Genomic DNA, 26140 nt, shown 5'->3' with positions numbered 1-26140 from the left:
ACCGATGAAAAATCAGGCGGACACCGGGCTTAGCGCCGCCGCCACGGCCGGACAATGGCGCGGAGCGGTGCTGCTAGCACAGCTAGCAGCACCGCTGCCGCAAGTATAACCGCCAGCAGGCCCAGACTGGCGGTTAGGCCGGCCGCTGCGGAGGACAGACCGGCCGCTGCGGGCACGGCATCCCAGCTTCCTTGCGAAGCGCCAAGGGAGTGCAGCGGCTTCCAGAGCAGGAGCAGCAGCGCTCCCGACAGGAAGGCATGGATTAGACGCGCGGCCAGGAAGGGCATATAGCGGAGCCCCGTGCCGTTCAGTATGCTGGCCACCTGGGCATGCACGGACAGACCGCCCCACGACAGAATAAAAGCGGCGGCGGCAGCCTTGTACTCCAGCGGAATCGACGGTGCAGCCGCTCCGGCCGAACGGGCGCCGATCGTGACCTCGAACAGGCCGCTGCCCAGCGCTGCGGACAGCTCCGGAGGGAGCCCTGCCCAGGGCAGCAACTGGGCGATTGCCCCGAAGAGCAGTGACAATATACCTGTACGGGCAAGAAGCTCCATCAGCACATTGAAGAATACAACCAGTCCGCCCACGACAATAATAAGCTGCAGTGAGGATTGCACTGCTCCTCTCAGAAGCTCGCCGAGGCTGCGTCCGTCTCTGGCCCGCGCTTCGGCCATAGCCCGGAAGGCGGTGCGCAGCCGCCCGCCCTCCGCATTACCTGTTCCCGGCTGCGGTTCTTGCTTGCCTGAAGCCTCCGCATCCTCCGAGCGTCCGTGAAAGGACATCAGCAGGCCGACGATAAGGCCGCCCCCGTAGTGGGCGACAGCCAGCGCCAGACCCAGCGAAGCATCGTGGAAGAAGCCGACCGATACCGCTCCCAGCAGAAAGATCGGGTCGGAGGAGGTAGTGGCGGCGACCAGCCGCTCGCCTTCCACCCGGCTGATCATTCCCTGCTCCCGGAGCTTGGCCGTAAGCCTGGCGCCTACCGGATATCCGGAGACGTACCCCATAGCTGCGACGAAGCCTCCGGTGCCGGGTATGTTGAAGAGCGGACGCATCAGCGGGTCTAGCAGAGCCCCCAGCAGATGGACCACACCGAAGCCGAGCATCAGCTCTGAGATAACGAAGAAGGGAAACAGCGAAGGAAACAGCACATCCCACCAGATGGATAAGCCGCGCAGCGCCGCAGTGAGAGAGCTTTCCGGATGAAGCAGCATCAGCAGCATGCAGCAGGCAAATCCGGCACCCAGCAGCAGGCCGGCTAACTTGTTCAAGGTCATGGTCAACGCCTCCCGGTCTATGCCTATAGACTATGCCGCGCATAGGACAAACAGCACAAAAAAACGGAAACCGTTTGCAGGATACGCTGTATTTTTGCGGTATTTATGGTATGATGGATCTAATAAAACGCACACCTTGTTAACGATGATAATTAGGGATGGAGTGATGGTGATGAGTGTAGTTGCCGGAGTTCTGGTTTGTGCCTTTGTTTATGTGATCCGGTCCTCTCTCGTCCCACCCGGTGATGAGGAATTTCGGACCTATTAATAAGCTTAAAGCGCTGAATTTTCATTCAGCGCTTTTTTTGTTTTGGGGTATTTCCTATAGCGAACTGTTCAGGGTATCCGTCCAGGTGCCTAAATCCTTAACGATGCAAAAGCCCCCCACTTTATAGGGGCGATTTGTGTATAATAAGAAGGTAGAACCGAAAATTTGTAAGGAAGCTGGGGTGCCGAATGAATCCTAACGCGAGTCTGTACGATAACTTGGGGGGAGCGGAAGGGTTAAGCCGTCTGGTGGAGGCCTTCTATGCCAAGGTGCAGCGCCATCCGCAGCTGGGTCCGCTGTTTCCGGCTGATATTACCCCTGTGATGGAGAAGCAGTTTCAATTCTTAAGCCAGTTCTTTGGCGGCCCGGCACTGTTCTCCGAGCAGCACGGCCATCCGATGATGCGGGCAAGGCATATGCATGTTCCTATTACCCCGGAGCGCGCCGGGGAATGGCTGGAATGTATGCGTGAGGCGCTGGAGGATATCGGGGTTGAGGAGCCTTTGCGCTCTGTGGTACTCAATCGTCTGTCCGGCCCGGCGCATCATTTTGTCAACATGAATGAGGGGTAGAATGGAACCGGCCCTTTGAAAGGATGAAGGTATTTGCCAGACTTAATGCCGCTTTACTCGATTAAAGTCACATGCTGCAATTGTGAGCATGAGTTCTCCACCTCCCGGGTACGGCCAAGCCTCAAGAAAGCCATCCGCCGCGATGCAGACTTCTGCTCCTACTACAAGGATGAGAACCCTGATTACTACGTCGTGCGGGTCTGCCCGCAGTGCGGCTTCGCTTCGACGGAGAATTCCGCTGACAAGCTGAGCGATATGCAACGTAAGGCCTTTTACGAACAGGTTGGCAAACGCTGGCTCTCCCGCGATTTTGGCGGCAAACGCGATTGGATGGCTGCTCTGGAGACGTACAAGCTGGCACTGATCTGTGCGCAAAGCATCAGTGATAAGAGCCGTATTATCGCCTCGCTGCTTCACCATATCGCCTGGATGTACCGTTATAACGGCGGAACCGAGCAGGAGCAGCGCTTTCTGCGTTATGCCCTGGAGGAATATATCAGAGTCTTCGAAACGGACGGAATGGGCGGGAATGATGCCCGGCTGATGTACCTCATCGGTGAGCTGAGCCGCCGTGTCGGAGAATTCAACGACGCTGTGCGCTGGTTCTCGCGGGTGATTAACGACCAGCGCATCACCGACGCTGCGATGATCCGGTCCTCAAGGGAGCAATGGACATTGCTGCGCGAGCAGATGCGCGGAGAGGATAACGATCCGGAGGGCGTGCCTATATAGGCGCCGGACGGTTCCGAGGAACGGAGAAGGATGGAATATAAGGAGCGCGGACCGAGTATACACTCTGTCCGCGCTCCTGAATGGTAGGGGCTGCTCGTGGTTCATGTTTGGCTAGCGGACGGCACGGTCAAAGAGCAGATAGTCCGCGTCACTGTCGACGACCGTCAGGCTGCTCCCGCAGCAGGGAAAGACAAGCAGCTTCTTCTTGCCTTCCCGCACGCTCTTCAGCTCTTGCGGCTTCATGGGCAGCAGTACATGCTCCTTGCTGCAGAAGGGACAATATTGCATATACACGTCCCTTTGAAAGATGTCATAAGGCCAGCTGTGACTGAAAGGGATCATTGTTCTTCCTGGCCGGATCCGGAAGTGCCTGACTCGCCGCCGCTGGTTCCGGTGCCGCTGTTCTTCGACAGCTCAGCAATTTTTTGCAGCAGAATATGTTGAGGCATATGCATCAGGTGTTCCAGAGGAACGCCAAGCTGTTTGGACAAGGTAATGGCTGTTTCGGGAGAAATTTTCAGTGGACCCACTTGTGAAGCCCTCCTTAGGATGGAATGGTGCTAGCGGTGTTTCTGCCAACTACTTTACCATGGCTGCCGGACAATTACAAAGTAAACCAATGTTGATTTTAAGGAGTGGAAAATGTATGAAATCTGCTTTATCGCTTACCTGGGATCTGGATTCGATCTTTGCAGGAGGCTCCTCCTCCCCCCAGCTCGCCGAGTTTCTGCAGAAGCTGGAGAGCGATCTGGATATATTGCGGAATAAGGTTGAGGCCAGCAGCCCGCCTGCAAGCGTTCAGGAGACTGAAGCGCTGGATGCTGTCGTTGCGCTATTGCAAAGCTGCGCCGGACGGTTGATCCAGGCCGCTGAGTTCGTCGGCTGTCTGGGTGCGCAGGACCAGCAGGACAAAGGGGCTGTACGCCTCTCCTCCAAAGTAACGGGACTGCGGGCGGCCTATCAGGGAATCAGCTCCAAATTCGACAATGTACTCGGACAAACTTCAGATGAAGTATGGAGCGCCTGGATGGCCCGTCCGGAGATCGCCCCGATCGCCTTTGTGCTCAGCGAGAGCCGTGAAATGGCCCGGGAAAAGCTGAGTCCTGAACTGGAAAGCCTGGCGCTGGAGCTCGCTGTAGACGGATACCATGCCTGGGGTGAGCATTACGACACGATTGTCGGCGGCATCCAGATCCCTTATGAAGATGAGGAAGGCAAGCGGATGTTGTCCGTGGGCCAAGCGTTCAATACACTCGATAACCCCGATGCAAGCGTCCGCCAGGAGATGTTCGGCAAGTGGGAAGAGGCGTGGGGTGCAGCGGCCGATCACTGTGCAGACACGCTTAATCATCTCGCCGGCTTCCGGATCAAGCTGTATCAGGCACGGGGCTGGGAGGATGTGCTGAAGGAGCCGCTGGCCATCAACCGGATGTCACGCGAGACGCTGGATGTCATGTGGAAGGTAATTACGGACAGCAAGCACCATCTGGTCGCTTATTTACAGCGAAAGGCCAAGGTGCTCGGTCTGGAAACACTGACCTGGGTCGATGTCGATGCTCCTGTCGGCGAGACCTCCGGCAAGATCCCCTATGAACAAGCGGCAAACGACATTGTTGCACAATTCCGCAAATTCAGTCCGAAGATGGCGGATTTTGCCGAGCTTGCTTTCGACAATAACTGGATTGAGGTCGAAGACCGTCCGGGTAAACGTCCAGGTGGCTTCTGTGTTTCATTCCCGGAGGCCAAAGAATCACGCATCTTTATGACCTACAGCGGCACGCCGTCCAATGTCTCGACGCTGGCTCATGAGCTGGGGCATGCTTACCATTCTTACCTGCTCGACGATCAGCCGTATTTCAACCAGAATTACGCGATGAACGTAGCGGAGACAGCCTCCACCTTTGCGGAGATGATTGTGGCCGATGCCCAGGTTAAAGCGGCGGCGACGCCGGAGGAGAAGCTGGCATTGCTTGAAGTGAAAATCCAGAACAGTGTAGCTTTCTTCATGAATATTCATGCACGCTTCCTGTTTGAAACCCGCTTCTACGAGAAGCGGAAGCAGGGTCTTCTGAACGCTGCCGAGCTGTCCGAGCTGATGGTGGAAGCGCAGAAGGAAGCCTTCTGCGGTGTGCTTTCAGATTATCATCCGCATTTCTGGGCGGCCAAGCTGCATTTCTACAGCACGGATGTCCCGTTCTATAATTTCCCGTATACGGTGGGATATATGTTCAGCACGGGCTTATACCGGCTTGCTCTGCAGGAGGGGCCGACTTTTGCCGGGAAGTATGATCAGCTGCTGCGGGATACCGGGGTCATGACTCTGGAGGATCTGGTCCAGAAGCATCTCGGGGTGGATCTGGGCCAGCCGGAATTCTGGCAGGGCGCTGTCGAACTGATCGTCAAGGATATCGAAGAGTTTATGGAAATGACACAGGCATACGCCTGAGAAATTTGTCAAAACTGAAACATTGAGTAAACCAGAATCAAATACGGTCGCGCCAAAATTGGTGTTAACACGCAAAAAGCTCCCTCTGGGAGCTTTTTTTAACCCTTTAAATGTCGATTGCGGTCGATAGAAAGGTTAAAACATGAGCTTTCATCATGAAAATTACGCATATATAGTAATTAATACCCAAATATGTTGAATAATGTTGAAGGAAGAAAGCGTGTCACCTATAATGAGTCTTAAGCCTTATATTATAAGCTTGCCGTTAATAACCAGCATAGATAATTGTGTATATGTAGAAGAACTATACGGTAACCCAAACCCTTTAGGAGGAAGACCATGTTAAGTACGGAACAGCTATCATTGGCTAGGCAGATTGATTTGGTATTCAAGGAGCTGCAGGAGGAGTTGGCGGGACTATCGTCCGGCACTGTATTTATACAAATCCGCAATAATGCTATCGGCAAGTTCGGTATCCGGCATAATCCGCTTCAGGGACGCGGCGGCACCTTCAGGGACGAGCAGAATGGGCTGAGCCAGGAGCAGCAGTCATCCTTCCGGTTGATGGCACTGGAGAGCCTGAACTACAAGCGCCGCTGGACCCACGGGGAGATCGCCTACGAATTCGCCCTCCGCCAAGGCATCGTTGTAGTGGATGCCACGCTGGAGTCCAACTATAACATGGCTAATCTGATGATCCGTTACCCGCGGCTGTCGCAGATATCTGAAGGTTCAGAACAGCGTTATAAATAACGTTCTGGGGAATCGAGGGAGTGTATCCCGGATTAATCAAAAGCCCGCCTGCGCCTTCTTATAGGAAGGTGCGGGCGGGCTGGGGTACTATTCCGCCGGGTAAAGGTCCGGCGGAGACGAATCGGTTAAAAGATCAGGCTACTGTACGCGGCCGGAGAGTTGCTGTTCTGCCAGCTGTACAAGACGTTTGGTGATGTAACCTCCCAGAGAACCAGTCTCGCGGGAAGTGTAGTTGCCGTAATAACCGTCTTGCGGAATGGTTACTCCAAGCTCCTGCGCTGCTTCGAATTTCAGCTGTTGCAGCGCTGCTGTTGCTTGGGGAACGACCAGGTTATTAGAACGGCTGCTACGACCGGATTGACCTGCTTGACCCATGATTGTCACCTCCTTCGCCCGTTGTGAAGATAGTATGAGCGCGGGAGGAAGATTTCATGCACAGGTCAGAAAGTTTTTAAGGATGGTAATTTCAGGGTGCTTCAGGATGCGGATAGAGCAATTCAAGAGATGTGCGCAAGGCAACGGTCTGTCCCGGCACCAAAGAAATCAGACCGGTGAAGTCTTCGTCCTTGGCGAGATTCGGGGCATCCGGCAGCCAGGTATAAGGTTCGATGCACAGGAAGCGGTCAGCCGTTCCGTTCGTATAGACCACCCAGTGGCGGAAATACTCGCTGTCCGCCGAATAACGCAGTCCATACCCGTCTTCACGGAGCATAACGGCCTCCGCCGCCTGGTCCCCGCCCACGCGCAATATGGTATCGAGAATGGCGCCCTGCAGGTTCATCCCTTGGTGCAATGCCTCGAGAGATCCAAGGGGAAGCAGTCCGCCGCTAGGAATGAGACCGGCATCCAGCTCGTAGACCGCTTGGGCCGGCAGGATCAGCTGCCAACGCTCGGGCTGGCCGTCAAGATGGAACCAGCTGTGATAGCCGATGCCGAAGGGAACGGGCTGCTCGCGCTCGCCCAGATGGGTGACCTTCAGCGTCTGATGGAGCGACGCATTCTGCAGCCGGAACGTCATTTCCAGCTTCAGCGGAACAGGAAACTGCTCCATCCAGTCCGGATCATTCTGTGTCAGAAATTCCGTGACAACCGCGCAGCCCTCCTCGTCCTCTTCGATGTCGCTGACACACCAGCTCTGGGTGCGGTGCAGGCCATGAATATGGTTATCGCCGGAATTCGGTGTAAACCGGTAATCGGCCCCTTCATAATGAAAACGCCCTTTGCGGAGTCGGCCCGGCGGAATCAGCAGCGGAATCCCGAAATGATACGGCTTAAGCATGTAATATTCCAGCTCGCTCTCGGCAGGCGTCCGAAGGATGTCGCGCTCTTGCACAAGATCGCGCAAAGCGATTACATTGTTGCCAAGCCGCGGCAATAGCGTGACTTCCAGCTCCTGGCTATGCAAAATATATGTATCATAACCGTTCCAGCTTCCCTTAGTCACCTGTTTCATAAATTCCATGCTCCTTTTAGGTTACTTGAACTGCTGCGGATCAAGCCGTGAAATATAATCAATCATACCAGATTTTCTGCCGGCGGTAACATCGGATTTGACAACAACTGTACAACATCTTATGATAAGTGCAACCAATCATGTCAACGTGATGACAGGGACAAGTAAGTGGAGAATGCGCTTTCAGAAAGCCGGTGGGTGATGCGAACCAGGCAGCGTATCTTGACTGAATGGGCCCTTGAGCGCCGAGTTGAACAGGACTATTTCAGTCCCAGTAGACCGGCCGGTTCTTCCCCGTTACCGGAAGCCAAGGCTGTCCCGGGACTGATTCTGAGGGATAACGTTTGAGACAGCGAATAAGGGTGGCACCACGGTCACACGTCCCTTGCGGATGTGTGGCCTTTTTTGTCGTTGTCATGAATTCGGTGTGGAAGATATCAAGTAAATTGCGTGGAGGGGTTCAACATGACCAAGAAAGTATTATCCGGCATTCAGCCGAGCGGTTCACTGACGCTCGGCAACTACATCGGAGCGATCAAGAATTTCGTCAAGCTGCAACAGGAATATGAATGTTACTTCATGGTAGTGGATTTGCATGCCATTACGGTGGCCCAGGACCCTGCCGCGCTGCGCGAGAACTCCGAAGCCGTAGCGGCTCTGTATCTTGCAGCCGGTATCGATCCTAATATGGCGCGCGTATATATGCAGTCGCATGTTCCGCAGCATGCGGAGCTCGGCTGGATGCTGACGACGCTGACAGCCATGGGTGAGCTGGAGCGGATGACCCAGTTCAAAGACAAGTCCTCCGGCAAGGATTCGGTTGGAGCAGGGCTCTTTGTCTACCCGTCTCTCATGGCGGCGGACATTCTCGTCTACAATGCCGATCTGGTGCCGGTGGGAGAGGATCAGAAGCAGCATCTGGAATTGACCCGCGATCTGGCGGCGCGGTTCAATCACCGGTTCGGTGAATTCTTCACTGTACCGGAGCCCTATATCCCGAAGGTGGGCGCACGGATCATGTCGCTGGATGACGCCAGCAAGAAAATGAGCAAGAGCAACCCGAACGCGGGCAGCTACATCGCGCTGCTTGATCCGCCTGATGTCATCCGCAAGAAGGTGAGCCGGGCCACAACCGATTCGGGACGCGAGGTCGTCTATGATCCGGCGAACAAGCCGGAGATCAGCAACCTGATGAGCATCTACGCCGAGTGCTCGGGAATGACCCTGCAGCAAATCGCCGACCAATATGAGGGCCAGATGTACGGAGGGTTCAAGAAGAATCTCGGCGAGCTGCTCGTATCGACGCTTGAGCCGATCCAGGACAGATACCGGGAAATCCGCAGCTCCGGCATGCTGCCGGACATTCTGGCCCAGGGCGCAGAGCAGGCCCGCTCCGTTGCTTCCGCAACGCTGGCCGGCGTCAAGGAGCGGATGGGCTTTCTTCCGCAGCGTTAAGCCTGCTGGTTCGAGCCGCCTTCCTGTTTACGCCGCAGGCGTGCTTTAAGGATAAAGCCCCAGCCGATATTCAGTATGCATAGTACACTGAACAGCAGCACCAGCCAGATATTATAGCTGATGGAGATGGAGGCTGCAGTAAGCAGTGCAATCGAAGAAATGGCAAACCAAAGTGAGAGGCCCTTGCCCATGCGGCATTCTTCCTTTCTGCTGGTAAAATGATAATAAACACAAGAACCCGGAGCGCGGTCAGCGCTCCGGGTTCTTTGCCTCCAAGACAGGCTGCAAACGCTTTATAGTGATTGTGCCGTATCGGGAGACGGCCGTCAAGTGATCATTGCGGGCTGGGGTCGACCGCAAAGCGCTCATCCAGCTTCTCGCTGCTGAGCCACCCTACATAAGAACCCAGCGGATGGAAGGTGTGGTCCATTGCCAGCACCGCAACAAAAGGGAATTGCTTGCGGTGTAAATAACGGACATCGCCCCAGCGTACAATATAACCGGAGGGCAATTCCTCAACCTCGGCCACGGCGTACGAAGTGAAATACAGAAAGGCCTGGATGTCGGGATGGGCCTTGGAGTGCTCGACGGCAGGATGGGCAGAGCATACCGCATGCTTGAACCATTCCAGCCGCCCATTGGTCAGAAAGCCGATATTATAGCTGCCGTCCGGCTTGCATTTGACGACATTCCAGCGCGACGGTGAGATGGTCGGTATGACCTGATATCGGTCCCCATTCTCATGATGCACATCCCGCTGGCGGATATTGCGCGTGACCCTGGCATGCACCAGCGTGCGCCACACATAATAGGCGACAATACCGGCATACAGTGCAATGAAGAGCGGGGCGGGCGGCACGAGTCCGGTGATCCAGAGAATGATGGCCGCCGCATGGCTGGCGAAGATAAACGGATCGAAGATATGAATGATGTTCCAGGCTATCCATTTCTCGGTGAACGGGCGGGCTGCCTGTGTGCCATAGGTGTTGAACAGGTCGCTGAATACATGTACGGCAACTCCGATGAAGCTCCACAATGCGATATGGCTGAGCGGATCAAGCCCGAAGAAGCCAAACAGCGGTCCAATGACAACGGTAATCAGCAGCGGCCACAGCAGCAGGAACGGCAGGGAGTGGGTAATCCCCCGGTGATTGCGGATATAAAGCGCGTTGTTCTTCTTCAGGCGCAGCGCCGTGTCGGCGTCGGGTGCCTGGGAAGCCAGCACCGTGGCGACCAGTACCGCTGCGGCGAGCCTGGGCTCGGAAGCGACGGCGGGATCAACGCTGGAAAGTCCGGCCAAGCCGAGGCCCATAACAAAATGTGTAGCGGTATCCATGGTCAGGTCTCCTTTGTACGGAAGTTCTCTATTAATTACTACCCAAATTTGCATGGAGTTATTAATGCATTCGTCAACGAATTGTCGTCACGTAATTGTCAAATTGATGAACATTAAGGTCAATGATTGTCAAAGGTTTTTCAATTTTGATATGATAAAGTTAACAGCTAAACGAAAATTTCGCTCAAAACTCTCGTTTTAAGCCGGTAATACCGGCTCTGGCGGAACGTTAAGAAGTCTCTTGAAGGAGGAACAGTGAACGTGGACAATCAATTCAGTTATCATGCTTCTTCCGATTCCGCATCCATGTCGGCCAAGTCGCCGGAAGGTGCAAGCTGGCGTGATTTTATTACCGTGGCCAAGCCGGGCATTATCCGCTCCAATCTGATCGCCGCTTTTGCGGGATATTGGGTCGCCTCGGGGTGGGATGTCAATTACGGCAGACTGCTGCTCACCCTGCTGGGAACGATGCTGGTTATGGCTTCTGCTTGTGTGTTTAACAACTATTTTGACCGGGATCTGGATATGAAAATGGAGCGGACCCGCGAGCGCGGACTCCCGACGGGCAGATTGAAGCCGCAGACCGTGCTGATCTATGCGATTGTTCTGGGCATTGCAGGGCTGGCTGTATTATTTGCTTTCTCCGGTGCGTTGGCCGGACTGTTCGGTATTGTCGGCATGTTCGTCTATGTCGTGGTGTATACGCTCTGGCTGAAGCGGACATCGACCTGGAGTACCTCCGTCGGCGCCATTTCCGGGGCAATGCCCCCGGTAATCGGTTATGTGGCCGTCACCGGCCGGGTGGACCTGGGGGCCTGGCTGCTGTTCGCGATGCTCTTCCTGTGGCAGCCGCCGCATTTCTGGGCACTGGGCATCCGCCGCAAGGAGGAATACAGAGCTGCGGGCTTCCCGCTGCTGCCGGTCGTTAAGGGCGTGCGCCGCACGAAGCTGCAAATGATTCCTTATGTGGCCCTGCTGCTGCCGATTCCGGTGCTGATGTACATCTATGATTATGCCGGTATATTCTACCTGGTGATCTCGACAGCACTGTCGCTGGCCTGGCTGTATCTGACGGTGTCGGGCTTCAAGGCGAAGGATGACGAAGCCTGGGCCAAGAAGAATTTTTTCTTCTCCATTAACTACCTGACGGTTAGCTTGATCGTGCTTGTACTCAACACGATTCACGGATAAGCCGGACATAACTAACGCCTTGTCGCTTCAGCCTCCTTCAGGCTTGGACGATAAGGCGTTTTTTGGTGTGAAAAAAATAATGAGTTGTCGGTGCTCCCCGAAAGTACCTGAATCAGCTTCATGTTAAGCCCTGCTTAGCGGGGAATCTTGATGAATCAGGATTAACGTTCAATGAAGGGAGAAGGAGCGGGATAAATGATGAACTCCTCCAGCCCGGCCTTTTCAAGCTGGGTAATATTGTACTCGTCCGGAGTGCCCTCGACGCCGGCATATCCCCGTCTGGTGTAAAGGTGGACGGCATCCGGAAAGACATCGCTGAGTACGCCGCGGATCTTCCGGCCCGAGCTGTCGTTGTCCATATAGAGAAATACTTCGCTATCGCCAATCTTGCGCCGCAGCGTATCCAGCTTCTGGGTATTCAGTGTCCCAAAGGTGCACAGAATATCGACCTCGTCTGTCAACAACCGCCTTAAGCGGCTGCGGTCGTTCTTGCCTTCGACAATAATGGTAATGGACACTTCTGTCACCTCCGCATAGTTGTGGCATTGAGTCGAGTGAGAAATCCGGCGACAGCATAAGCTAGCGATGTAGCTGTGGAGAGCTTTCAGGCGGACCCGTTCGCTCCTCCAGATCAACAACTTCCCCGTTATATATTGTTATTCTATCTAATAAACCGCTGGATTAACAGCAAAGCCTGTGCTTGTCATCATTCCCCGGGAAATGTCATAAAACAAGGTGGATATTTCGGCAGGCCATTCCTTATTCTCGGCAAAAAAAGCTGTCTCCAAGCCGCCATATCACGGCGCTTGGGACAGCTCTGTTCGGCATGCAGCCGCCGGGGCTTGTCGGCTTCGGGATCGGCGCATTGCGGACTTACGCACCTGCATGCGCTCCAGAAGTCTCAAGCGGCACGGCTGTTCAAGTCAGCGTTATAGACTCTCGACTTGCCGGAGCTTCCCGGCGGAAGCAGCAGCAGTGCAGTCATCAGCAAGACGAAGGCGAGAAAATAGGGGGAGATGCTCTGCCGCAGCTGTCCGGCAATGACCGGGCCGGCGAAGGCGCCCAGCGACATGGCGATGGACTGCAGCGAGAAGATCCGGCCCAGCTTTCCGCCGCCGCCCAGGCTGATGAAGAGTGAGGCCATCGCCGGAAACAGCACGCCCTTGGCTGCGCCCAGCAGGAAGAGAATCACGCCTGCGGGAAGTGCGTCCCAGGCGGCGAGGGCAAAGAAGAGCAGCGCCATGGCCAGCAGCGCACAGGCGATGCGCAGGCCGGGGGCCACGCGGTTCAGAAAGAGCAGGCTGAGCGTTACCAGTGCACCGATGCTCATCAGCGACAGCAGGATGCCGGTCGAGACGATTCCATCCGTGCCCTGGGAGAGCGGCAGCTCAAAGAACAGCACTCCCTGCGAGCAGGAGACGAAGAACGGCAGCAGGAAGTATCGTTTGGATACCGGAAGCGAAGACCATCCGGGATTGGCTTCCGGCTCCAGCTTCGGCTCCGCAGGGCTCGGCTTCATGCCCGTGCCTACGTGGCGGGGGACGCTGAAGAAGGCCATGACGCCGGTGGCAATGAGCAGCCAGCCGAGTGTAGAGAAGGTGCCGGAATATCCGGCCCGGTGCACGATGAAGGCTCCTGCTGCCGGTGAGACGACCGAGGCCAGGGTGTGGATGATGCCGTGGCCGGACATATATTTGCCCTGGGTCGTCGGATTGGCGGAGAGCGAAGCCAGCAGCGTCATGCAGGCCGGCGAGAGAAAGGCCAGTGCGAAGCCGCTGGCCGCCCGCAGCAGCAGCAGATGCCACGGAAGCTGGGCATGCGCCTGCAGCAGAAGGATGCAGCCGGCGGCGACAAGCGAGAAGACAATGTAACGGCGGCTGCCGTTCTTGTCGACCAGCACGCCGGCCATCAGATTGCCCGGAAGATGGGTCAGCGAATACATGCCCATCATCCAGCCGATAAACGCCGGTCCCGCGCCAAGGGAAATGGCAAACGGCGTCAGAATGGGATACTGCGCATGCAAATCGAAGAAAGCAAGAAAGAGAAACAGGTACAGCCATAGTGCAGTCTTCACGTGATACACCTCCGAAATGTCCGGCCGCTTGCTGAAGTGACAGGGCCGGGCGCTTTGGCATACAGTCTCATACAAGCCTACTTGTACTGTACGTCCACGTTTGGAGGCTTATACCAATTAATGTATAATTCATGAAGATAGGACCCGGAGTTTAATAAACAAGTCAATCATGTATAATAATGATAGTATTGATATTTATTCGATGAAATTTATGACAGGGGTGTTATGAACTTGATGGATCCGGAAGTGTGGTCACAGTTTATCAGAGAGAACTGGCTGGTGATCGTAATTGCTCTCATTCTGCTTTTTGCCGTAATCAATCTGGTCAAAACAGTGCTGAAATGGGCAATCGTAATCGTCATTATCGCCGGTCTGTTCATCTATAGCGGTGTTACGATGGAGCAGATTGGAGATGCGGTGAATAAAGTGACCGACAGTACGGTGAGCACGCTGAAGAGCGAAGCCCAGGAGATGATGCTCAGCGAGGCGAAGGAAGCGAAGTATACCTCGGGCGGGGACGGAACCTTTACGATTACTACGCCTAATCTGGAAGTGAAGGGTGCGGCCGGTAACGATAAAGTGGAAGTGATTTTCCGCGGGGTCAGTCTTGGGCAATGGAGCGTTACCGATACAACGAAAGCTTTTATCGACGAGGCCCGCAAGAACGGGGCCGGAAGTTAACCTGCGTCTTTTGCAGGAAGCTCTGAATAAGGAGGAGATGACATGCTGAACCGCTGGGTGGACAGCCTTGGGAACGCCGACATTATTTCGATCATCCTGCTGCTTGTCGTACTCTTCTCGCTGGTACAGGGCTGGAGCCGCGGATTTGCCCGGGCGGCGGGCGGATTGTTCGGCCTGCTGGGCAGCGGCCTGCTGGCTGCAGCTTCGCTGGCGCTGGCCATTCCGGCTGCGGTATATTTGTCGCCGGCAGCCGGTAGCTGGGCCGAAGGCGTACAGCTCCCGGACGGAACGCTGAGCGGCTGGCAGCAGGTGTATTATACAGCCGTATCCGTACTAGCCGGATCGCCGGTAGTGCGGTTCCTGCTGATCCTGCTCCTGGCCTATATGCTGATCCGTCTAATGCTCGGCCTCCTGTTCATGCTGCTGCCGTTCTCGCTGCCCCGCTCCACAGGAAGATGGCAGGGAAGAAGGCCGACGTCGCTTAGCCGACTGAGCGGAGCGGTGATTGGACTTGCCCTCGGCCTCGTGCGGGGGCTGGTTGTCGTATTCATCCTGTATCTGGGTGTAGCGCTTAGCCCCGACAGCGGCTTCAGCCGGTACGTGGAATCTTCGCCGCTGTACCGTCAAAGTGCAGCGGCTGTGTTCGAGCCGCTGGGCGTCGAACAGGTGCGGGGGAAGCTGCCCGTACTGACTGAAGCCGTAAGCGCAGAGATGAACGACATTCTCCGGCGGAAATATGAAGTCATTGACCATGCGATTTCGCCCGACATTGAAGGGGCGGCCGCGGATATCGCCGGCGCGGCCGGCAGCGACGAGGAGAAGGCTCGCCAGCTGTACGACTGGGTCGGCTCAAGAATTTCCTATGATTATGACAAGGCCGAGAATTATGTGCAGAACCGGATCTGGAAGGAGCAGACGCCGCAGGACACTTTTGATACGAGGCTTGGCGTCTGCATCGACTATGCCCGGCTCTATGCGGTTATGGCCCGCTCGCAGGGCCTGCAGGTCCGCGTAGTTACAGGTGTGGGATATGACGGGCAGGGAGGCACCGGGGCGCATGCCTGGAACGAAGTGTATCTAAGTGAGCAGCAGGTGTGGATACCGCTGGATTCGACCTGGGCGGGCAGCGGAGACTGGTTCAATAATCAGGATTTCGCCGATACCCATGTGAAAGAGAACGTGCTATGACAAAGAAGCGCAAGCCTTGGCCGATATGGTACAATAGCGGAAGACCCGGTTTCCTGCGTCTGTGCAGGCCCCTGGGAGTCATCATGAATATATTAAGGCGAAGCTTCCGGCAGCGATGAGAGGGAACATGAATTTAAAGGAAGCTATGCTTACTTTGATTCATTAGGAGCGTATTTTCAGTGAAATGGTTCGATCATCCCGGGCATCAGCCGGATCAGGCGGCGGGCCGAGGCTCGCTTGCGCTGCGCGTCAATTTGTTTTTCTTTGGGACTTTTATCATTTTTTGCGTTATCATTATCCGTCTGGCCGTTATCCAATTTGTCGAAGGGCCTACCCTTTCGGAAGAGGAGGTCAGCCGTGAGACGAAGACGGTGCCTTTATCGGCGAACCGCGGAGTCATTTATGCCGCCGCCGGTGAGCAGCTGGCCTATTCCACGCCGATCCAATCGCTTTATATTACATTGACGACAGACTACACCGCCAAGGTGAGAAATAAAGATACGAAAGAGTTTGAATTTACCGCCGAAGCTGTGGCCAATACGAAATTGTTGGCAGGGCAGCTGGCAGAGACGTTCGCCCAATACGGCGATCCTGCGGGTGTGCAGATGACCCCGGACGATGTCACCAAAGCCCTGGATCTGGATTTCCGTACCTCGCCGGGGTATGCCCCGCGGCGGATCAAAGCAGGACTCTCCAATAAAGAGATCGCTTATTTCATGGAACACAAAGAGCAGTATCCTGGCCTGACCATCGTGGAGGAATCCTCGCGGCATTATGACAAGGATACGGTAGCTGTCCAGACTGTGGGCTACATTAAGCCCTTCAAATCAACCGAGGATCTGGCTATGTACCAGAACATCCGTAGCGCGATGAAGCAAGACGGCGCTGATCCCGGCCTGGTCTACAAAGAAGATGAATTTGTCGGCTTCGACGGGCTGGAGCGGCAGTACCAGCGGGAGCTGCGCGGCAAGAACGGCTACCAGACCGTTTCGGTCACCCCGCAGAATATGGCGGAGGAAGTGCTGGAATCCGTACCTCCCGTTAAGGGCAACGATATTTGGCTGACCATTAATAAGAATATTCAAATGAAGACTGAGGCGGCGATCCTGGAGCAGATCGACTGGCTTCATACGCATCCGGTACAGGGAAAGACTCATCCGGACGCGCTGACGGGTTATGCCGTAGCGATGGAAGTAGACACAGGGAATATCGTGGCCATGGCAAGCATGCCGGATTACGACACAAATGTATGGTCTTCCGGAACGATGGAGACCAAAGTATGGAACAATATTATGAATAATTATTTGAATGGCACAATTACAGATACGACCTCCGGACAATCGGGGAACGGATTGCGCTCGATCATATATATGGGCTCCACCATTAAGCCGCTAAGCGTACTGATCGGGCTGAAGGAGGGCTTCTTCGGGACCACGTACACCTATCCGGATAAAGGGATCGCTTATTTCGGGAGAGACAACAATTCCTCCGTCCGCAATGCCAGCGGTCACGGGACAGGCCCGTTGACTCCGGCGAAAGCCATTCAGGAATCCTCAAATACGTTCATGGTTGATATGGTCGGCAACCCGATGTTCCGGAAATACGGCGATAAGGGTGTCGAGGTATGGGATGATTATATGAAAGCCTTCGGTCTGGGCATCACAACCGGAAGCGGCTTGCCAGGAGAAAAGACAGGCATCCGCGATCATCTCAAGATTAAAGAGTCCGGAAGCTCCCAGGCGGCGCTGGTCCATGCTTCTTTCGGCCAGAAAGGCGGATACACGGCACTTCAGCTGGCCCAATACACAGCGACGCTGGCCAACGAAGGCGAGCGCATCAGGCCGCAGCTGGTCAGCAAAATTACCGACAGCGAGGGCAAAACCGTCAAAGCGTTTAAGCGGGAGGTACTGGACCGGATCGACTTCGAACCCGCCTATTGGAAAGTAATCAAACAGGGGATGAACACCAAGGTCAGCGCCTTTGAGGATTTCCCTTACGATTTCGCGCGCAAGACCGGAACCTCGGAAATGATCGCGGACAGAGCCGTACGGGACAACGGTGTGTTCATCGCCTATGCTCCCCGCGAGGAGCCCAAGCTTGCCGTAGCGGTAATCATTCCGGAAGGCGGCTTCGGGTCGAACAGCGCAGCTCCGGTTGCGCGCAAAATCTTCGATGCCTACGACTGGGAATACGGTCTGGACGGCATCCCGAAGAAGAATCTGCCGGCGTCTTCCGAATCAGCAGAAACGGAACAATAACAGCTAAGAGATAAGGAGTGAAGAGCAGTGAGTCTTTTCCGCAAGCAGGCGGCTCCCTCGGAGGAAGCCAGCAGCAAGAGTACATTGGGCCTGCGGATCAACGTGTTCTTTTTCGGCACATTTCTGATCTTCTGTGTCATCATTATCCGACTTGCCGTATTACAGTTTGTCGAAGGTCCGACACTTACGGAGGTGGAGACGAGCCGGGACACCAAGAATGTACCGCTCGCGGCAATCCGGGGGGAAATCAAGGCGGCTGGCGGGGAGCCACTGGCGTACTCGACACCGGTGCAATCGTTGTACATTACTTTGACCACGAAGTTTACCGCCAAGGTTACCGATAAGGAAACCGGCAAAACAACGCTGTCTCCCGAGGCAGAGGCCAATGCGAACGAGCTCGCGTCCCGGCTGGTGGCCGACTTCAACCAGTACGGCGATCCGGACGGCGTCAAGCTGACAGAAGAGGATGTCATCAATTCACTGGACCTGTATTTCAAGAAGTACTCCGGCTTTATGGCCCGGCGGATCAAATCGGATCTGACCGAAGCCGAGGTGGCTTATTTCATGGAGCATAAGGCAGAATACCCCGGTATCGAGATTGTAGAGGAGAGTGTCCGGCATTACGACAAGGATTCGGTGGCGGTACAGACCGTCGGTTACATCAAGCCGTTCAAATCCTCGGGTACGCTGAATATATACAAGAACATCGCAAATGCCATGAAGAAAATCGATGCCGATCCGGGCCTCAATTACAAAGATGATGAATTTGTCGGCTTCGACGGGCTGGAGCTGCAGTATCAGCGCGAGCTGCGCGGCAAGAACGGTTATCAGGTCATTTCGGTCAATCCCCAGAACATGGCCGAGCAGGTGGAGGAGGTCGTACCTCCGGTCAAAGGCAACGATATCTGGACGACCATCAACAAGGATATCCAGATGAAGACAGAGCAGGCCATCCTCGACCAGATTGATTGGCTCCATACCCATACGGTTCAAGGAAAGACACACCCGGATGCCCAGACCGGCTACGCCGTGGCGATGGAGGTGGATACCGGCAAGGTGGTGGCGATGGCGAGTATGCCGGATTACGACACCAATGTGTGGACTGCGGAGAAGATGGACACTGAGGTCTGGAACAAGATTATGGGTAATTATCAGAACGGCACGATTACGCCGTATTCCTCCGGAATGTCCGGGAACGGATTCGGCTCGACGGTGCTGCTCGGTTCTACAATCAAGCCGCTTAGTGTGCTGATTGGCTTGAACGAAGGCTTTTTCGGCACATCTTACATCTATACGGACAGAGGGATTGCCTATTTCGGTAAAAATGACGCGTCTTCCGTACGCAACTCCTCCGGCCACGTCTATGGCCAGATGGACCCGTCGCGGGCCATTGAGAAATCGTCCAATGCCTTCATGGTGGACATGATCGGCAAGAAGCTGTATGAAAAGTACCAGGGTGAGGGCGTCAATGTCTGGGATACCTACATGAAGGAATTTGGTCTGGGCGTATCTACCAAAAGCGGTCTGCCCAACGAGTATCTCGGCCAGATCAACTATACCAATATCAAGGCCGCAGGCAGCGCCCAGGCGGCGCTGGTCTATGCTTCCTTCGGACAGCAGGGCAGCTATACGGTGCTGCAGCTGGCGCAATACGCTTCTACACTGGCGAATGAAGGGATACGCGTTAAGCCGCAGCTCGTCAGCAAGATTACAGACCCTGAAGGCAATGTAGTCAAGGAGTTCGATCGCGAGGTGCTCGATGCGGTCACTTCGTTCGACAAGTCTTATTGGAGAGAGATCAAGAAGGGCATGAACAGTGAAGTCAGCGCCTTCTCCGATTTCGAGTATGATTTTGCCCGCAAGACCGGGACCTCCCAGCAGGAGTACTATGTAAAAGGCCGCCGGGAAATGGCGGATAACGGTGTCTTTATCGCCTTCGCTCCGCGTGAGAATCCGAAGCTGGCTGTTGCCGTAGTCATCCCCGAAGGCGGCTTTGGCTCGAGCAGCGCCGCTCCGGTGGCACGGAAGATCTTTGACGCCTACGACTGGGAATACGGTCTGGACGGCGTGCCGAAGAAGAGCCTGCAGCAAGCGGATGCAGACGGCGAAGGAAGCGGTGCATCCGGACAAGCTGAGGATACGGGCACTGCAAACACCGGCAACTGAAGCTGGATTTATAGAAAGATCACATAGAATGGAGGGATGGCAGATGAATGCCAAATACCGCCTGCTTGCACTGGATATGGATGGAACCTTGCTGAATGATGAGCAGATCATCACTCCCCTTACTGTGGAGTGGATCAAGAAAGCGGTGGATGCGGGCGTACATGTCTGCCTGTCTACCGGCCGCGCTACGCGCAGTGCTATGCCCTATGCCGAACAGCTCGGGCTGAAGACGCCGATGATTATGGTCAACGGCAGTGAGGTGTGGCGCGCGCCCGGTGAGCTGTACCGCCGCTCGCTGATGGACCCGGCGCTGGTACAGCAGATGTACGACCTGGCTCAGGAATTCGGCGTCTGGTATTGGGCGTACTCGGTGGACCAGGTGTACAACCAGCGTAACTGGGACGGCGACATCCAGGGACGGGAATGGCTTAAGTTTGGTTATTCCACCGAGGATCATGATGTCCGCCACCAGCTGCTGATGCGGCTGCAGGATATGGGCGGACTGGAGATTACGAACTCCTCGCCGCAGAATCTGGAGATCAATCCGCTGGGCGTCAACAAGGCATCCGGTATCCTTGAAGTGTGCCAGCTGCTTGGGGTTGAGATGTCGCAGGTCGTAGCGGTCGGCGACAGTCTGAACGACCTGGCGGCGATTCAGCAGGCCGGGCTCGGTGTGGCCATGGGCAATGCCCAGGATACGGTCAAGCAGGAAGCCGACGTGGTGACCGCCTCGAACAATGAGGATGGTATTGCCGAGGTTATCCGTAAATATATTTTGACCGGAAGTGAAGCAGGAACCGGTGAAGCGCGTATAACGGACTAAATATGCAGATCAATAGGTTGGAGGGAATCAAATGACGATTCTGGGCTGGATTCTGATTATTCTGTTATTCGTTGTAGGCCTGGCGGGGGCGGTGTATCCGATCCTGCCGGGTGCGCTGGCGATTTATTTGGCCTTCTTCGTGTATGGCTGGTTTTTCTCGTTCAGCTCCTTCGGGTTCTGGTTCTGGAGCATTCAGACGCTGATTGTGATTGTACTCTTTGTGGCGGATTATGTAGTAGGCGCATGGGGCGTGAAGAAATTCGGCGGCTCGCGGCAATCGGTGATCGGCAGTACCATTGGCCTGATTTTCGGTCCGTTTCTTATTCCCGCGTTTGGTCTGATTCTTGGACCGATCATCGGCGCTTTTGTCGGTGAACTGATTGCCGGCTCTCAGCCGGGCAAGGCACTGAAGGTCGGCTTCGGCTCCCTGCTGGGCCTGTTCAGCAGCACAGTAGTCAAGATCGTGCTGCAAGTTGCGATGGTCGTCCTCTTCTTCATCTGGATTGGCCTGCATTAAAATAACTGTGAAGAAGGCGAAATGGTTTGTCCAAGAAAGAATCTTTTGTTAAAGGCACGCTGATCCTGGCCGCGGCGGCGCTGGTCGCCCGCGTGCTCGGATTGGCCCAGCGGATACCGCTTGAGCATCTGTTCGATGATATCGGCAATGCTGCATTCTCTCAAGCCAACACTGTATATTTGATGCTGCTGCCGCTGGCCACAGCCGGTATTCCCAGTACGCTCAGCAAGATGGTGTCCGAACGCTATGCCCTGAACCGGCCGCATGAAGCACAGCAGGTATACCGGGCGGCGCTGATTTTCTCCGCCGTGGTAGGTGTGCTGATGAGCGTCATTCTGTACATAGCAGCTCCTTATTATGCCGAGTATGCCAAGGTGCCGGAGAGCACACTGGCCATCCGTGCCATTGCCCCGGCTCTGCTGCTGTTCCCGACCATTGCCATCATGCGCGGCTACTTTCAGGGCCGCAATAATATGGCAGCCGGCGGCATCTCGCAGATTATTGAACAGATCGCCCGCGTATCCACAGCGATTCTGCTGGCGTATATCCTGCTCCGGCAGGGTTACGATAACACCTGGATGGCTGCCGGGGCATCCTTCGGCAGCGTATTGGGCAGCATCGGCGCCTTTGCTGTCATGCTGTATTTCACTTTGAAGCTGCGCCGCTCGGAAGAGCGGCAGGCACTTTATGACCGGAATCAGGCAAAGCTTCCGCTGCTGGGTATTTATAAAGATATATTTACGTTATCCATTCCGATTGTGCTCTCATCAGTAACGGTTCCGGTGGTTAATTTTATTGATACCTCGCTGATTGTACCGCTCCTCGACGGACGGATCGGCCTGGCCGAGGCAACGAGGCAGCTCGGTATTTTCGGCGCAAGGGCGCAAAGTGTGGCCGGAATTCCGCCGGTGCTGTCCATTGCGCTTAGTACTTCGCTGATTCCAATCATCTCCGCAGCCTTTGCCCGCAAGGATGAGCAGCATCTGCAGCGGCAGGTTACGCTGGCTTTACGCATCTCGATTCTGACCGGCACGCCGATTGTGATCGCGCTGGTGGTAGCTTCAAACTCCATAAACGGCCTGCTCTTCAGCGACCTGGACGGCAGCGGGATTATTGCGATGCTGACGCTCGGAACCATTTTCCAGATTACGATGATGACGACCAACTCTATTCTGCTCGGTATGGGTAAATCACGGATTTCGATGTACTACGTATTTGCAGGGATATTGGTCAAGCTGGCAGGCAGCTTTCTGTTCAGCCGTTGGTTCGGCATTTACGGTATTATCGGATCAACGGCGCTTTGCTTCCTTGTGATCACCGGTCTGAACCTGCGGATGCTGAAATCCATCGTGCCGTTTAGCATCATGGGCAAACGCTGGGGCGGCTTTACCGTAGCGCTGCTGGCTTCCGCCGGGATCGGCTTCGGGCTCAATGAAGCGGGCACTCTGCTGACGCATATGATGCCTGACCGGCTGGCCTTTCTGATTACCTGCCTCGTTGTGGGCGGGGCGGTAGTGGTGGTATATCTGGTGCTGCTGGTTGTACTTGGCGTATTCAGCCGCCAGGAGATCGCCGGTTATCCGCGGGCGCTGCAGAAGCTGCTGAACCCGTTGATGCGGCTGCAGCCGGCAAGAGTTCGCGCCAGCGAATAATGGCGTAGCGTATTTTTCCCTGGAGAATGCTTTACGATCCGCGATGGATATTGCTTGGCCTAACTACAGAACCTAAAGAGATACACGAAAGGACTGAACAACAGTATGGATAAAATAACTTCACCCGCAGCATTCGCGGCTGCCATCGATTCTCCCCGCCTGACAGTGGCTGTATTCAAGGCTGACTGGTGCGGCGACTGCCGGTTTATCGACCCCTTCATGCCTGAAGTGGAGAGCCAGTATGCGGACCGGTTAACCCTGGTTGAGGTCGACGTTGAGCAGGTCGGCGATGTGAGCCAGGAACAGAATATACTGGGCATTCCCAGCTTTGTGGCTTACTCTGGCGGGCGGGAGCTGGTCCGCTTCGTCAACAAGCTGCGCAAGTCGCGCGAGGAGATCGAGAGCTTCCTTGACAGAGCGCTGGAGGTTTATGTAACTCTTCAAAAGTAACGAACCTTAAGGAGGAACAGGCATGCTGCGGAACTTACTGGGAGAACCTCCCCGCGTCAACAGCGGCGTGCTCGCCGAGGCTATGGACCACATGGCCAGAGCCGCATCCTTGCTGCGTAAGGAAATGAGCGCACATGAGGATCAAAGCCACGATTTCCGCAAGCTGGAGATCTGGACAAGAGGACTGGTCAGCTCACTGGATGAGCTGGAGCAAAGCCTGTTTGCGGCCCGGCATTTCCGCCGTTCGGTGAAGGCCGGCACCGTCGATGATATGTCCGTAGAAGAGCAGGGGGAATATGCGCGTTACGTTTATTTTTATAAGAACGGCTTTATCCGTGTATTCTCATTGCTCGACAAGCTCGGAACGGTGCTGAACACGATGTATGGCCTGAATACGACGCAGACCAAAGCGCACTTCTCTTACTTTACCGTCCTCCGGCAGTTTCGTCTGGTGGGTGAGCATCTGCCCCTTGCGGATGAGCTGGACCGTATCAAGGATGCCTACCGTGATCCGCTGCAGAATCTGCGCAAGCGCCGCAATGCGGAAATTCATTACATGAATGCGGAAATGCAGGATGATCTCTGGCAGCGGCATCAGGGCTTGCATAACAAAATCCAGCTGGAAGACCTCGACGGCCATCTGCAGGATCTGCAGCAAGGACTGGAGCTGGTATGTAAATCATTGCTGGCCTCATACCGCTATAGTCTGAAGCATTGGCCAACCTCCGGATCTTCAGGCAATAAGATAAAAACAAGCAGCCGCTAAAGCTGTAACGCAGTAAAAACTTCCCTTTGACAAAGGCCGGGAAACTCACTATACTTAGGCTTGCATTACTTACATGCTGCGGTATTTAATTTCATATTTTACTCTTATCGAGAGCGGCGGAGGGACAGGCCCGATGAAGCCCGGCAACCGATTCGGATCAGGCGGGTTCAGCCTTCATCTGAATGTCATGGTGCTAATTCCTACAATGCCGCATAGAATGTGCGGTCGTTGGCAGATGAGACGGCAATGTTAATATACGCACAGAGCCTCTTGCGATCTGCAATGATCGCGGGAGGCTTTTCTTTTTATAACCTGCTCGTTCAGAAATATGTGTAAGGGGGGACAACGGGATTGATCGAATTAAAAGGAATTACCAAGGTATACGGCAAGGGCAAGAGGGCGGCTACGGCGCTGTCCAATCTGGACCTCTCGGTCAGAAAAGGGGAAATCTTCGGCGTCATCGGCCATTCCGGAGCCGGCAAAAGCACGCTGATCCGCTGCATTAATCTGCTTGAGCGTCCGACGGAAGGTGAAGTGTGGGTGGACGGTGTGGACCTTACCCGGCTCAGCCGCTCCCAGCTCCAGGAGCAGCGGCGCAAGATCGGCATGATCTATCAGCACTTTAACCTGCTGTCTTCCGCTACGGTATATGACAACATTGCCTTCCCGCTGCGGCTGGTGAAGCTGTCAAAGGCGCAGATTGAAGACAAGGTGAAGGATCTTCTGAGCCTGGTCGGGCTGGAAGAGCACCGGAACAAATATCCTGCACAGCTGTCGGGCGGCCAGAAGCAGCGCGTCGGCATCGCGCGCGCCCTGGCCAGCAATCCGCATGTGCTGCTCTGCGACGAGGCGACCTCGGCGCTGGACCCGCAGACGACGGACTCCATTCTGCGGCTGCTGCTCGATATCAACCGCAAATTGAATCTGACCATCGTACTGATTACCCATGAAATGCATGTCATTCAAAGCATCTGCGACCGGGTAGCCGTCATTCACGGCGGAGGTATTGTTGAGCAGGGCGAGGTGGCCAAGGTCTTCCTGAAGCCGCGTCATGATGTCACGAAAGAATTTATCCGCAGCGAGACCCAGCAGGACAGTCCGCTTCAGGCGGCACTGGCTGGCGGCGATCTTGGCCAGGCGGTCAAGATTACCTTCCTGGGCGAGAAGACTTATGAGTCGACGCTGTCCCATGTAGCGCGCGGTACAGGGGTTAACTTTGCCATACTGCAGGGAACCATTTCTACAATCAAGGATGTGCCTTACGGCCAGCTGGTTGTACGCTTCGAGGGGGAGCCCGCAGCCGTGGCTTCAACTATAGCTGAGTTGACCGCCCAAGGGCTGGATGTGGAGGTGCTTTCCCGATGAGCGGACTTGATTTCAGCGCCATTGACTGGCAAGAAATGCAGGAGGCAACGATAGCCACATTAAAAATGCTGCTTTATTCAGGAATATTCACAATTATTCTTGGTTTACCACTCGGAATTGTGTTATATTTAAGTGGCAGATCGAAAAACATGTTTATCAGAGTTGTTTACTCGGTATTATCATTTATCGTCAATATCTTGCGGTCGGTACCGTTTATCATCCTGATGGTGGCGTTAATCCCTGTAAGTAAGGCGATTGTCGGCACGGCAATCGGTGTACTGGGAACTATACCTGCGCTGGTCATCGGAGCGGCTCCGTTCTTCGCCCGGCTTGTGGAGACTTCGCTGCGCGAGGTGGATCGCGGGGTAATCGAGGCAGCCCAAGGCATGGGGGCTTCGACCTTTCAGATTGTAAGGCGCGTCCTGCTGGCCGAGGCCCGTCCAGGACTTCTTGCCGGAGTGACCATCACGCTTGTCACCCTGGTCTCCTACACGGCGATGTCGGGGATGGTAGGCGGCGGAGGACTGGGAGACCTGGCCATCCGTTACGGGTACTACCGTTATGAGAAGGAAGTCATGATCATTTCCGTCATCTTTATGGTGGTGCTTGTGCAGCTGCTGCAAATCGCCGGCGACCGGCTGGTGAAACATTTTACCCGGAAATAAGGTATTATGAAGCCTTATTCATACAAACATAATGATTAGAGGGGGAGTT

General features: G+C 55.0%; 26 protein-coding genes and 1 riboswitch. Of the genes, 17 read left to right on the top strand and 9 right to left on the bottom strand.

Going from position 1 to position 26140, the window contains the following annotated elements:
- Window positions 1-29: 29 nt before the first annotated feature.
- Window positions 30-1280, bottom strand: coding sequence for a sporulation integral membrane protein YlbJ (gene ylbJ / locus F1379_RS09660; RefSeq protein ID WP_150268958.1), 1251 nt, complete (start codon window positions 1278-1280; stop codon window positions 30-32).
- A 456-nt stretch (window positions 1281-1736) separates the two neighbouring features.
- Here ylbJ and F1379_RS09650 point away from each other — a divergent pair, with 456 nt between their 5' ends.
- A complete protein-coding gene (locus tag F1379_RS09650; RefSeq protein ID WP_150268954.1) occupies window positions 1737-2120 on the top strand; it encodes a globin domain-containing protein in 384 nt (127 codons plus the stop codon).
- Between the two features lie 45 nt (window positions 2121-2165).
- A complete protein-coding gene (locus F1379_RS09645) occupies window positions 2166-2852 on the top strand; it encodes a DUF2225 domain-containing protein (protein ID WP_150269293.1) in 687 nt (228 codons plus the stop codon).
- A 111-nt stretch (window positions 2853-2963) separates the two neighbouring features.
- Here the strand turns inward: F1379_RS09645 and F1379_RS09640 are convergent, their stop codons facing one another.
- A complete protein-coding gene (locus tag F1379_RS09640) occupies window positions 2964-3194 on the bottom strand; it encodes a hypothetical protein (RefSeq protein ID WP_150268952.1) in 231 nt (76 codons plus the stop codon).
- Complete coding sequence (locus F1379_RS09635; RefSeq protein WP_150268950.1) at window positions 3191-3382, bottom strand: YycC family protein; 192 nt, start codon at window positions 3380-3382, stop codon at window positions 3191-3193. The genes F1379_RS09640 and F1379_RS09635 overlap by 4 nt, the downstream gene beginning before the upstream one ends.
- A gap of 116 nt (window positions 3383-3498) precedes the next feature.
- On the opposite strand from F1379_RS09635, the gene F1379_RS09630 reads away from it, so the two are divergent.
- Both F1379_RS09630 and F1379_RS09625 read left to right on the top strand, forming a co-directional pair.
- Window positions 3499-5298: a M3 family oligoendopeptidase gene (locus F1379_RS09630; protein WP_150268948.1), complete on the top strand. Its 1800-nt coding sequence runs from the start codon at window positions 3499-3501 to the stop codon at window positions 5296-5298.
- 339 nt (window positions 5299-5637) lie between these two features.
- Window positions 5638-6051, top strand: coding sequence for an O-methyltransferase (locus F1379_RS09625; RefSeq protein WP_150268946.1), 414 nt, complete (start codon window positions 5638-5640; stop codon window positions 6049-6051).
- A gap of 138 nt (window positions 6052-6189) precedes the next feature.
- Here F1379_RS09625 and F1379_RS09620 read toward each other — a convergent pair whose 3' ends face one another.
- Together F1379_RS09620 and F1379_RS09615 are read right to left on the bottom strand one after the other, a co-directional pair.
- On the bottom strand, window positions 6190-6426 hold the full coding sequence (locus F1379_RS09620; RefSeq protein WP_150268944.1) for an alpha/beta-type small acid-soluble spore protein: 237 nt from the start codon (window positions 6424-6426) through the stop codon (window positions 6190-6192).
- Between the two features lie 91 nt (window positions 6427-6517).
- Window positions 6518-7504: an aldose 1-epimerase gene (locus F1379_RS09615; RefSeq protein WP_150268942.1), complete on the bottom strand. Its 987-nt coding sequence runs from the start codon at window positions 7502-7504 to the stop codon at window positions 6518-6520.
- 465 nt (window positions 7505-7969) lie between these two features.
- On the opposite strand from F1379_RS09615, the gene trpS reads away from it, so the two are divergent.
- Entirely contained in the window at window positions 7970-8959 is a 990-nt protein-coding gene (gene trpS, locus F1379_RS09610; protein WP_150268940.1) for a tryptophan--tRNA ligase, read from the top strand.
- On the opposite strand, the gene F1379_RS09605 is transcribed toward trpS, so the two are convergent.
- Together F1379_RS09605 and F1379_RS09600 are read right to left on the bottom strand one after the other, a co-directional pair.
- A complete protein-coding gene (locus tag F1379_RS09605) occupies window positions 8956-9150 on the bottom strand; it encodes a DUF5325 family protein (RefSeq protein ID WP_150268938.1) in 195 nt (64 codons plus the stop codon). The genes trpS and F1379_RS09605 overlap by 4 nt on opposite strands.
- A gap of 143 nt (window positions 9151-9293) precedes the next feature.
- Window positions 9294-10295 (bottom strand): metal-dependent hydrolase, encoded by a 1002-nt coding sequence (locus F1379_RS09600; protein WP_150268936.1) that lies wholly within the window; start codon window positions 10293-10295, stop codon window positions 9294-9296.
- A 261-nt stretch (window positions 10296-10556) separates the two neighbouring features.
- On the opposite strand from F1379_RS09600, the gene cyoE reads away from it, so the two are divergent.
- Window positions 10557-11486 (top strand): heme o synthase, encoded by a 930-nt coding sequence (cyoE, locus tag F1379_RS09595; protein ID WP_150268934.1) that lies wholly within the window; start codon window positions 10557-10559, stop codon window positions 11484-11486.
- Between the two features lie 161 nt (window positions 11487-11647).
- Here cyoE and F1379_RS09590 read toward each other — a convergent pair whose 3' ends face one another.
- Window positions 11648-12004, bottom strand: a complete 357-nt coding sequence (locus F1379_RS09590) for a toprim domain-containing protein (RefSeq protein ID WP_150268932.1) — start codon at window positions 12002-12004, stop codon at window positions 11648-11650.
- A gap of 383 nt (window positions 12005-12387) precedes the next feature.
- Window positions 12388-13560, bottom strand: coding sequence for an MFS transporter (locus F1379_RS09585; RefSeq protein WP_150268930.1), 1173 nt, complete (start codon window positions 13558-13560; stop codon window positions 12388-12390).
- A gap of 234 nt (window positions 13561-13794) precedes the next feature.
- Here F1379_RS09585 and F1379_RS09580 point away from each other — a divergent pair, with 234 nt between their 5' ends.
- The 11 genes from F1379_RS09580 to F1379_RS09530 all read left to right on the top strand — a co-directional run bounded on the left by F1379_RS09580 (window position 13795) and on the right by F1379_RS09530 (window position 26091).
- Window positions 13795-14241 (top strand): hypothetical protein, encoded by a 447-nt coding sequence (locus tag F1379_RS09580; protein WP_150269291.1) that lies wholly within the window; start codon window positions 13795-13797, stop codon window positions 14239-14241.
- Window positions 14242-14283: 42 nt separating this feature from the next.
- Window positions 14284-15429, top strand: coding sequence for a transglutaminase domain-containing protein (locus tag F1379_RS09575; RefSeq protein WP_150268928.1), 1146 nt, complete (start codon window positions 14284-14286; stop codon window positions 15427-15429).
- Between the two features lie 179 nt (window positions 15430-15608).
- Window positions 15609-17687: a peptidoglycan D,D-transpeptidase FtsI family protein gene (locus F1379_RS09570; protein ID WP_150268925.1), complete on the top strand. Its 2079-nt coding sequence runs from the start codon at window positions 15609-15611 to the stop codon at window positions 17685-17687.
- Window positions 17688-17714: 27 nt separating this feature from the next.
- The gene (locus tag F1379_RS09565) at window positions 17715-19853 is read left to right on the top strand and encodes a peptidoglycan D,D-transpeptidase FtsI family protein (RefSeq protein ID WP_150268923.1); all 2139 of its coding nucleotides are present in this window, start codon (window positions 17715-17717) and stop codon (window positions 19851-19853) included.
- Between the two features lie 43 nt (window positions 19854-19896).
- Window positions 19897-20676, top strand: a complete 780-nt coding sequence (locus F1379_RS09560) for a Cof-type HAD-IIB family hydrolase (RefSeq protein ID WP_150268921.1) — start codon at window positions 19897-19899, stop codon at window positions 20674-20676.
- A gap of 31 nt (window positions 20677-20707) precedes the next feature.
- Window positions 20708-21193, top strand: coding sequence for a DUF456 domain-containing protein (locus tag F1379_RS09555; protein WP_150268919.1), 486 nt, complete (start codon window positions 20708-20710; stop codon window positions 21191-21193).
- Between the two features lie 26 nt (window positions 21194-21219).
- A complete protein-coding gene (locus F1379_RS09550) occupies window positions 21220-22845 on the top strand; it encodes a putative polysaccharide biosynthesis protein (RefSeq protein WP_150268917.1) in 1626 nt (541 codons plus the stop codon).
- Window positions 22846-22950: 105 nt separating this feature from the next.
- Window positions 22951-23295, top strand: a complete 345-nt coding sequence (locus F1379_RS09545) for a thioredoxin family protein (protein WP_150268915.1) — start codon at window positions 22951-22953, stop codon at window positions 23293-23295.
- A gap of 22 nt (window positions 23296-23317) precedes the next feature.
- On the top strand, window positions 23318-24061 hold the full coding sequence (locus F1379_RS09540) for a Cthe_2314 family HEPN domain-containing protein (protein WP_150268913.1): 744 nt from the start codon (window positions 23318-23320) through the stop codon (window positions 24059-24061).
- Between the two features lie 101 nt (window positions 24062-24162).
- Window positions 24163-24303: riboswitch (SAM riboswitch) on the top strand.
- A gap of 109 nt (window positions 24304-24412) precedes the next feature.
- A complete protein-coding gene (locus tag F1379_RS09535) occupies window positions 24413-25426 on the top strand; it encodes a methionine ABC transporter ATP-binding protein (protein ID WP_150268911.1) in 1014 nt (337 codons plus the stop codon).
- Window positions 25423-26091, top strand: coding sequence for a methionine ABC transporter permease (locus tag F1379_RS09530; RefSeq protein ID WP_150268909.1), 669 nt, complete (start codon window positions 25423-25425; stop codon window positions 26089-26091). The genes F1379_RS09535 and F1379_RS09530 overlap by 4 nt, the downstream gene beginning before the upstream one ends.
- The last annotated feature ends 49 nt before the right edge of the window (window positions 26092-26140 follow it).

It is taken from the genome of Paenibacillus tepidiphilus, assembly GCF_008635795.1.
Lineage (GTDB): Bacteria > Bacillota > Bacilli > Paenibacillales > Paenibacillaceae > Paenibacillus_AQ > Paenibacillus_AQ tepidiphilus.
The sequence above is the reverse complement of the archived record's forward strand: the minus strand, read 5'-3'. Positions and strand labels throughout refer to the sequence as shown.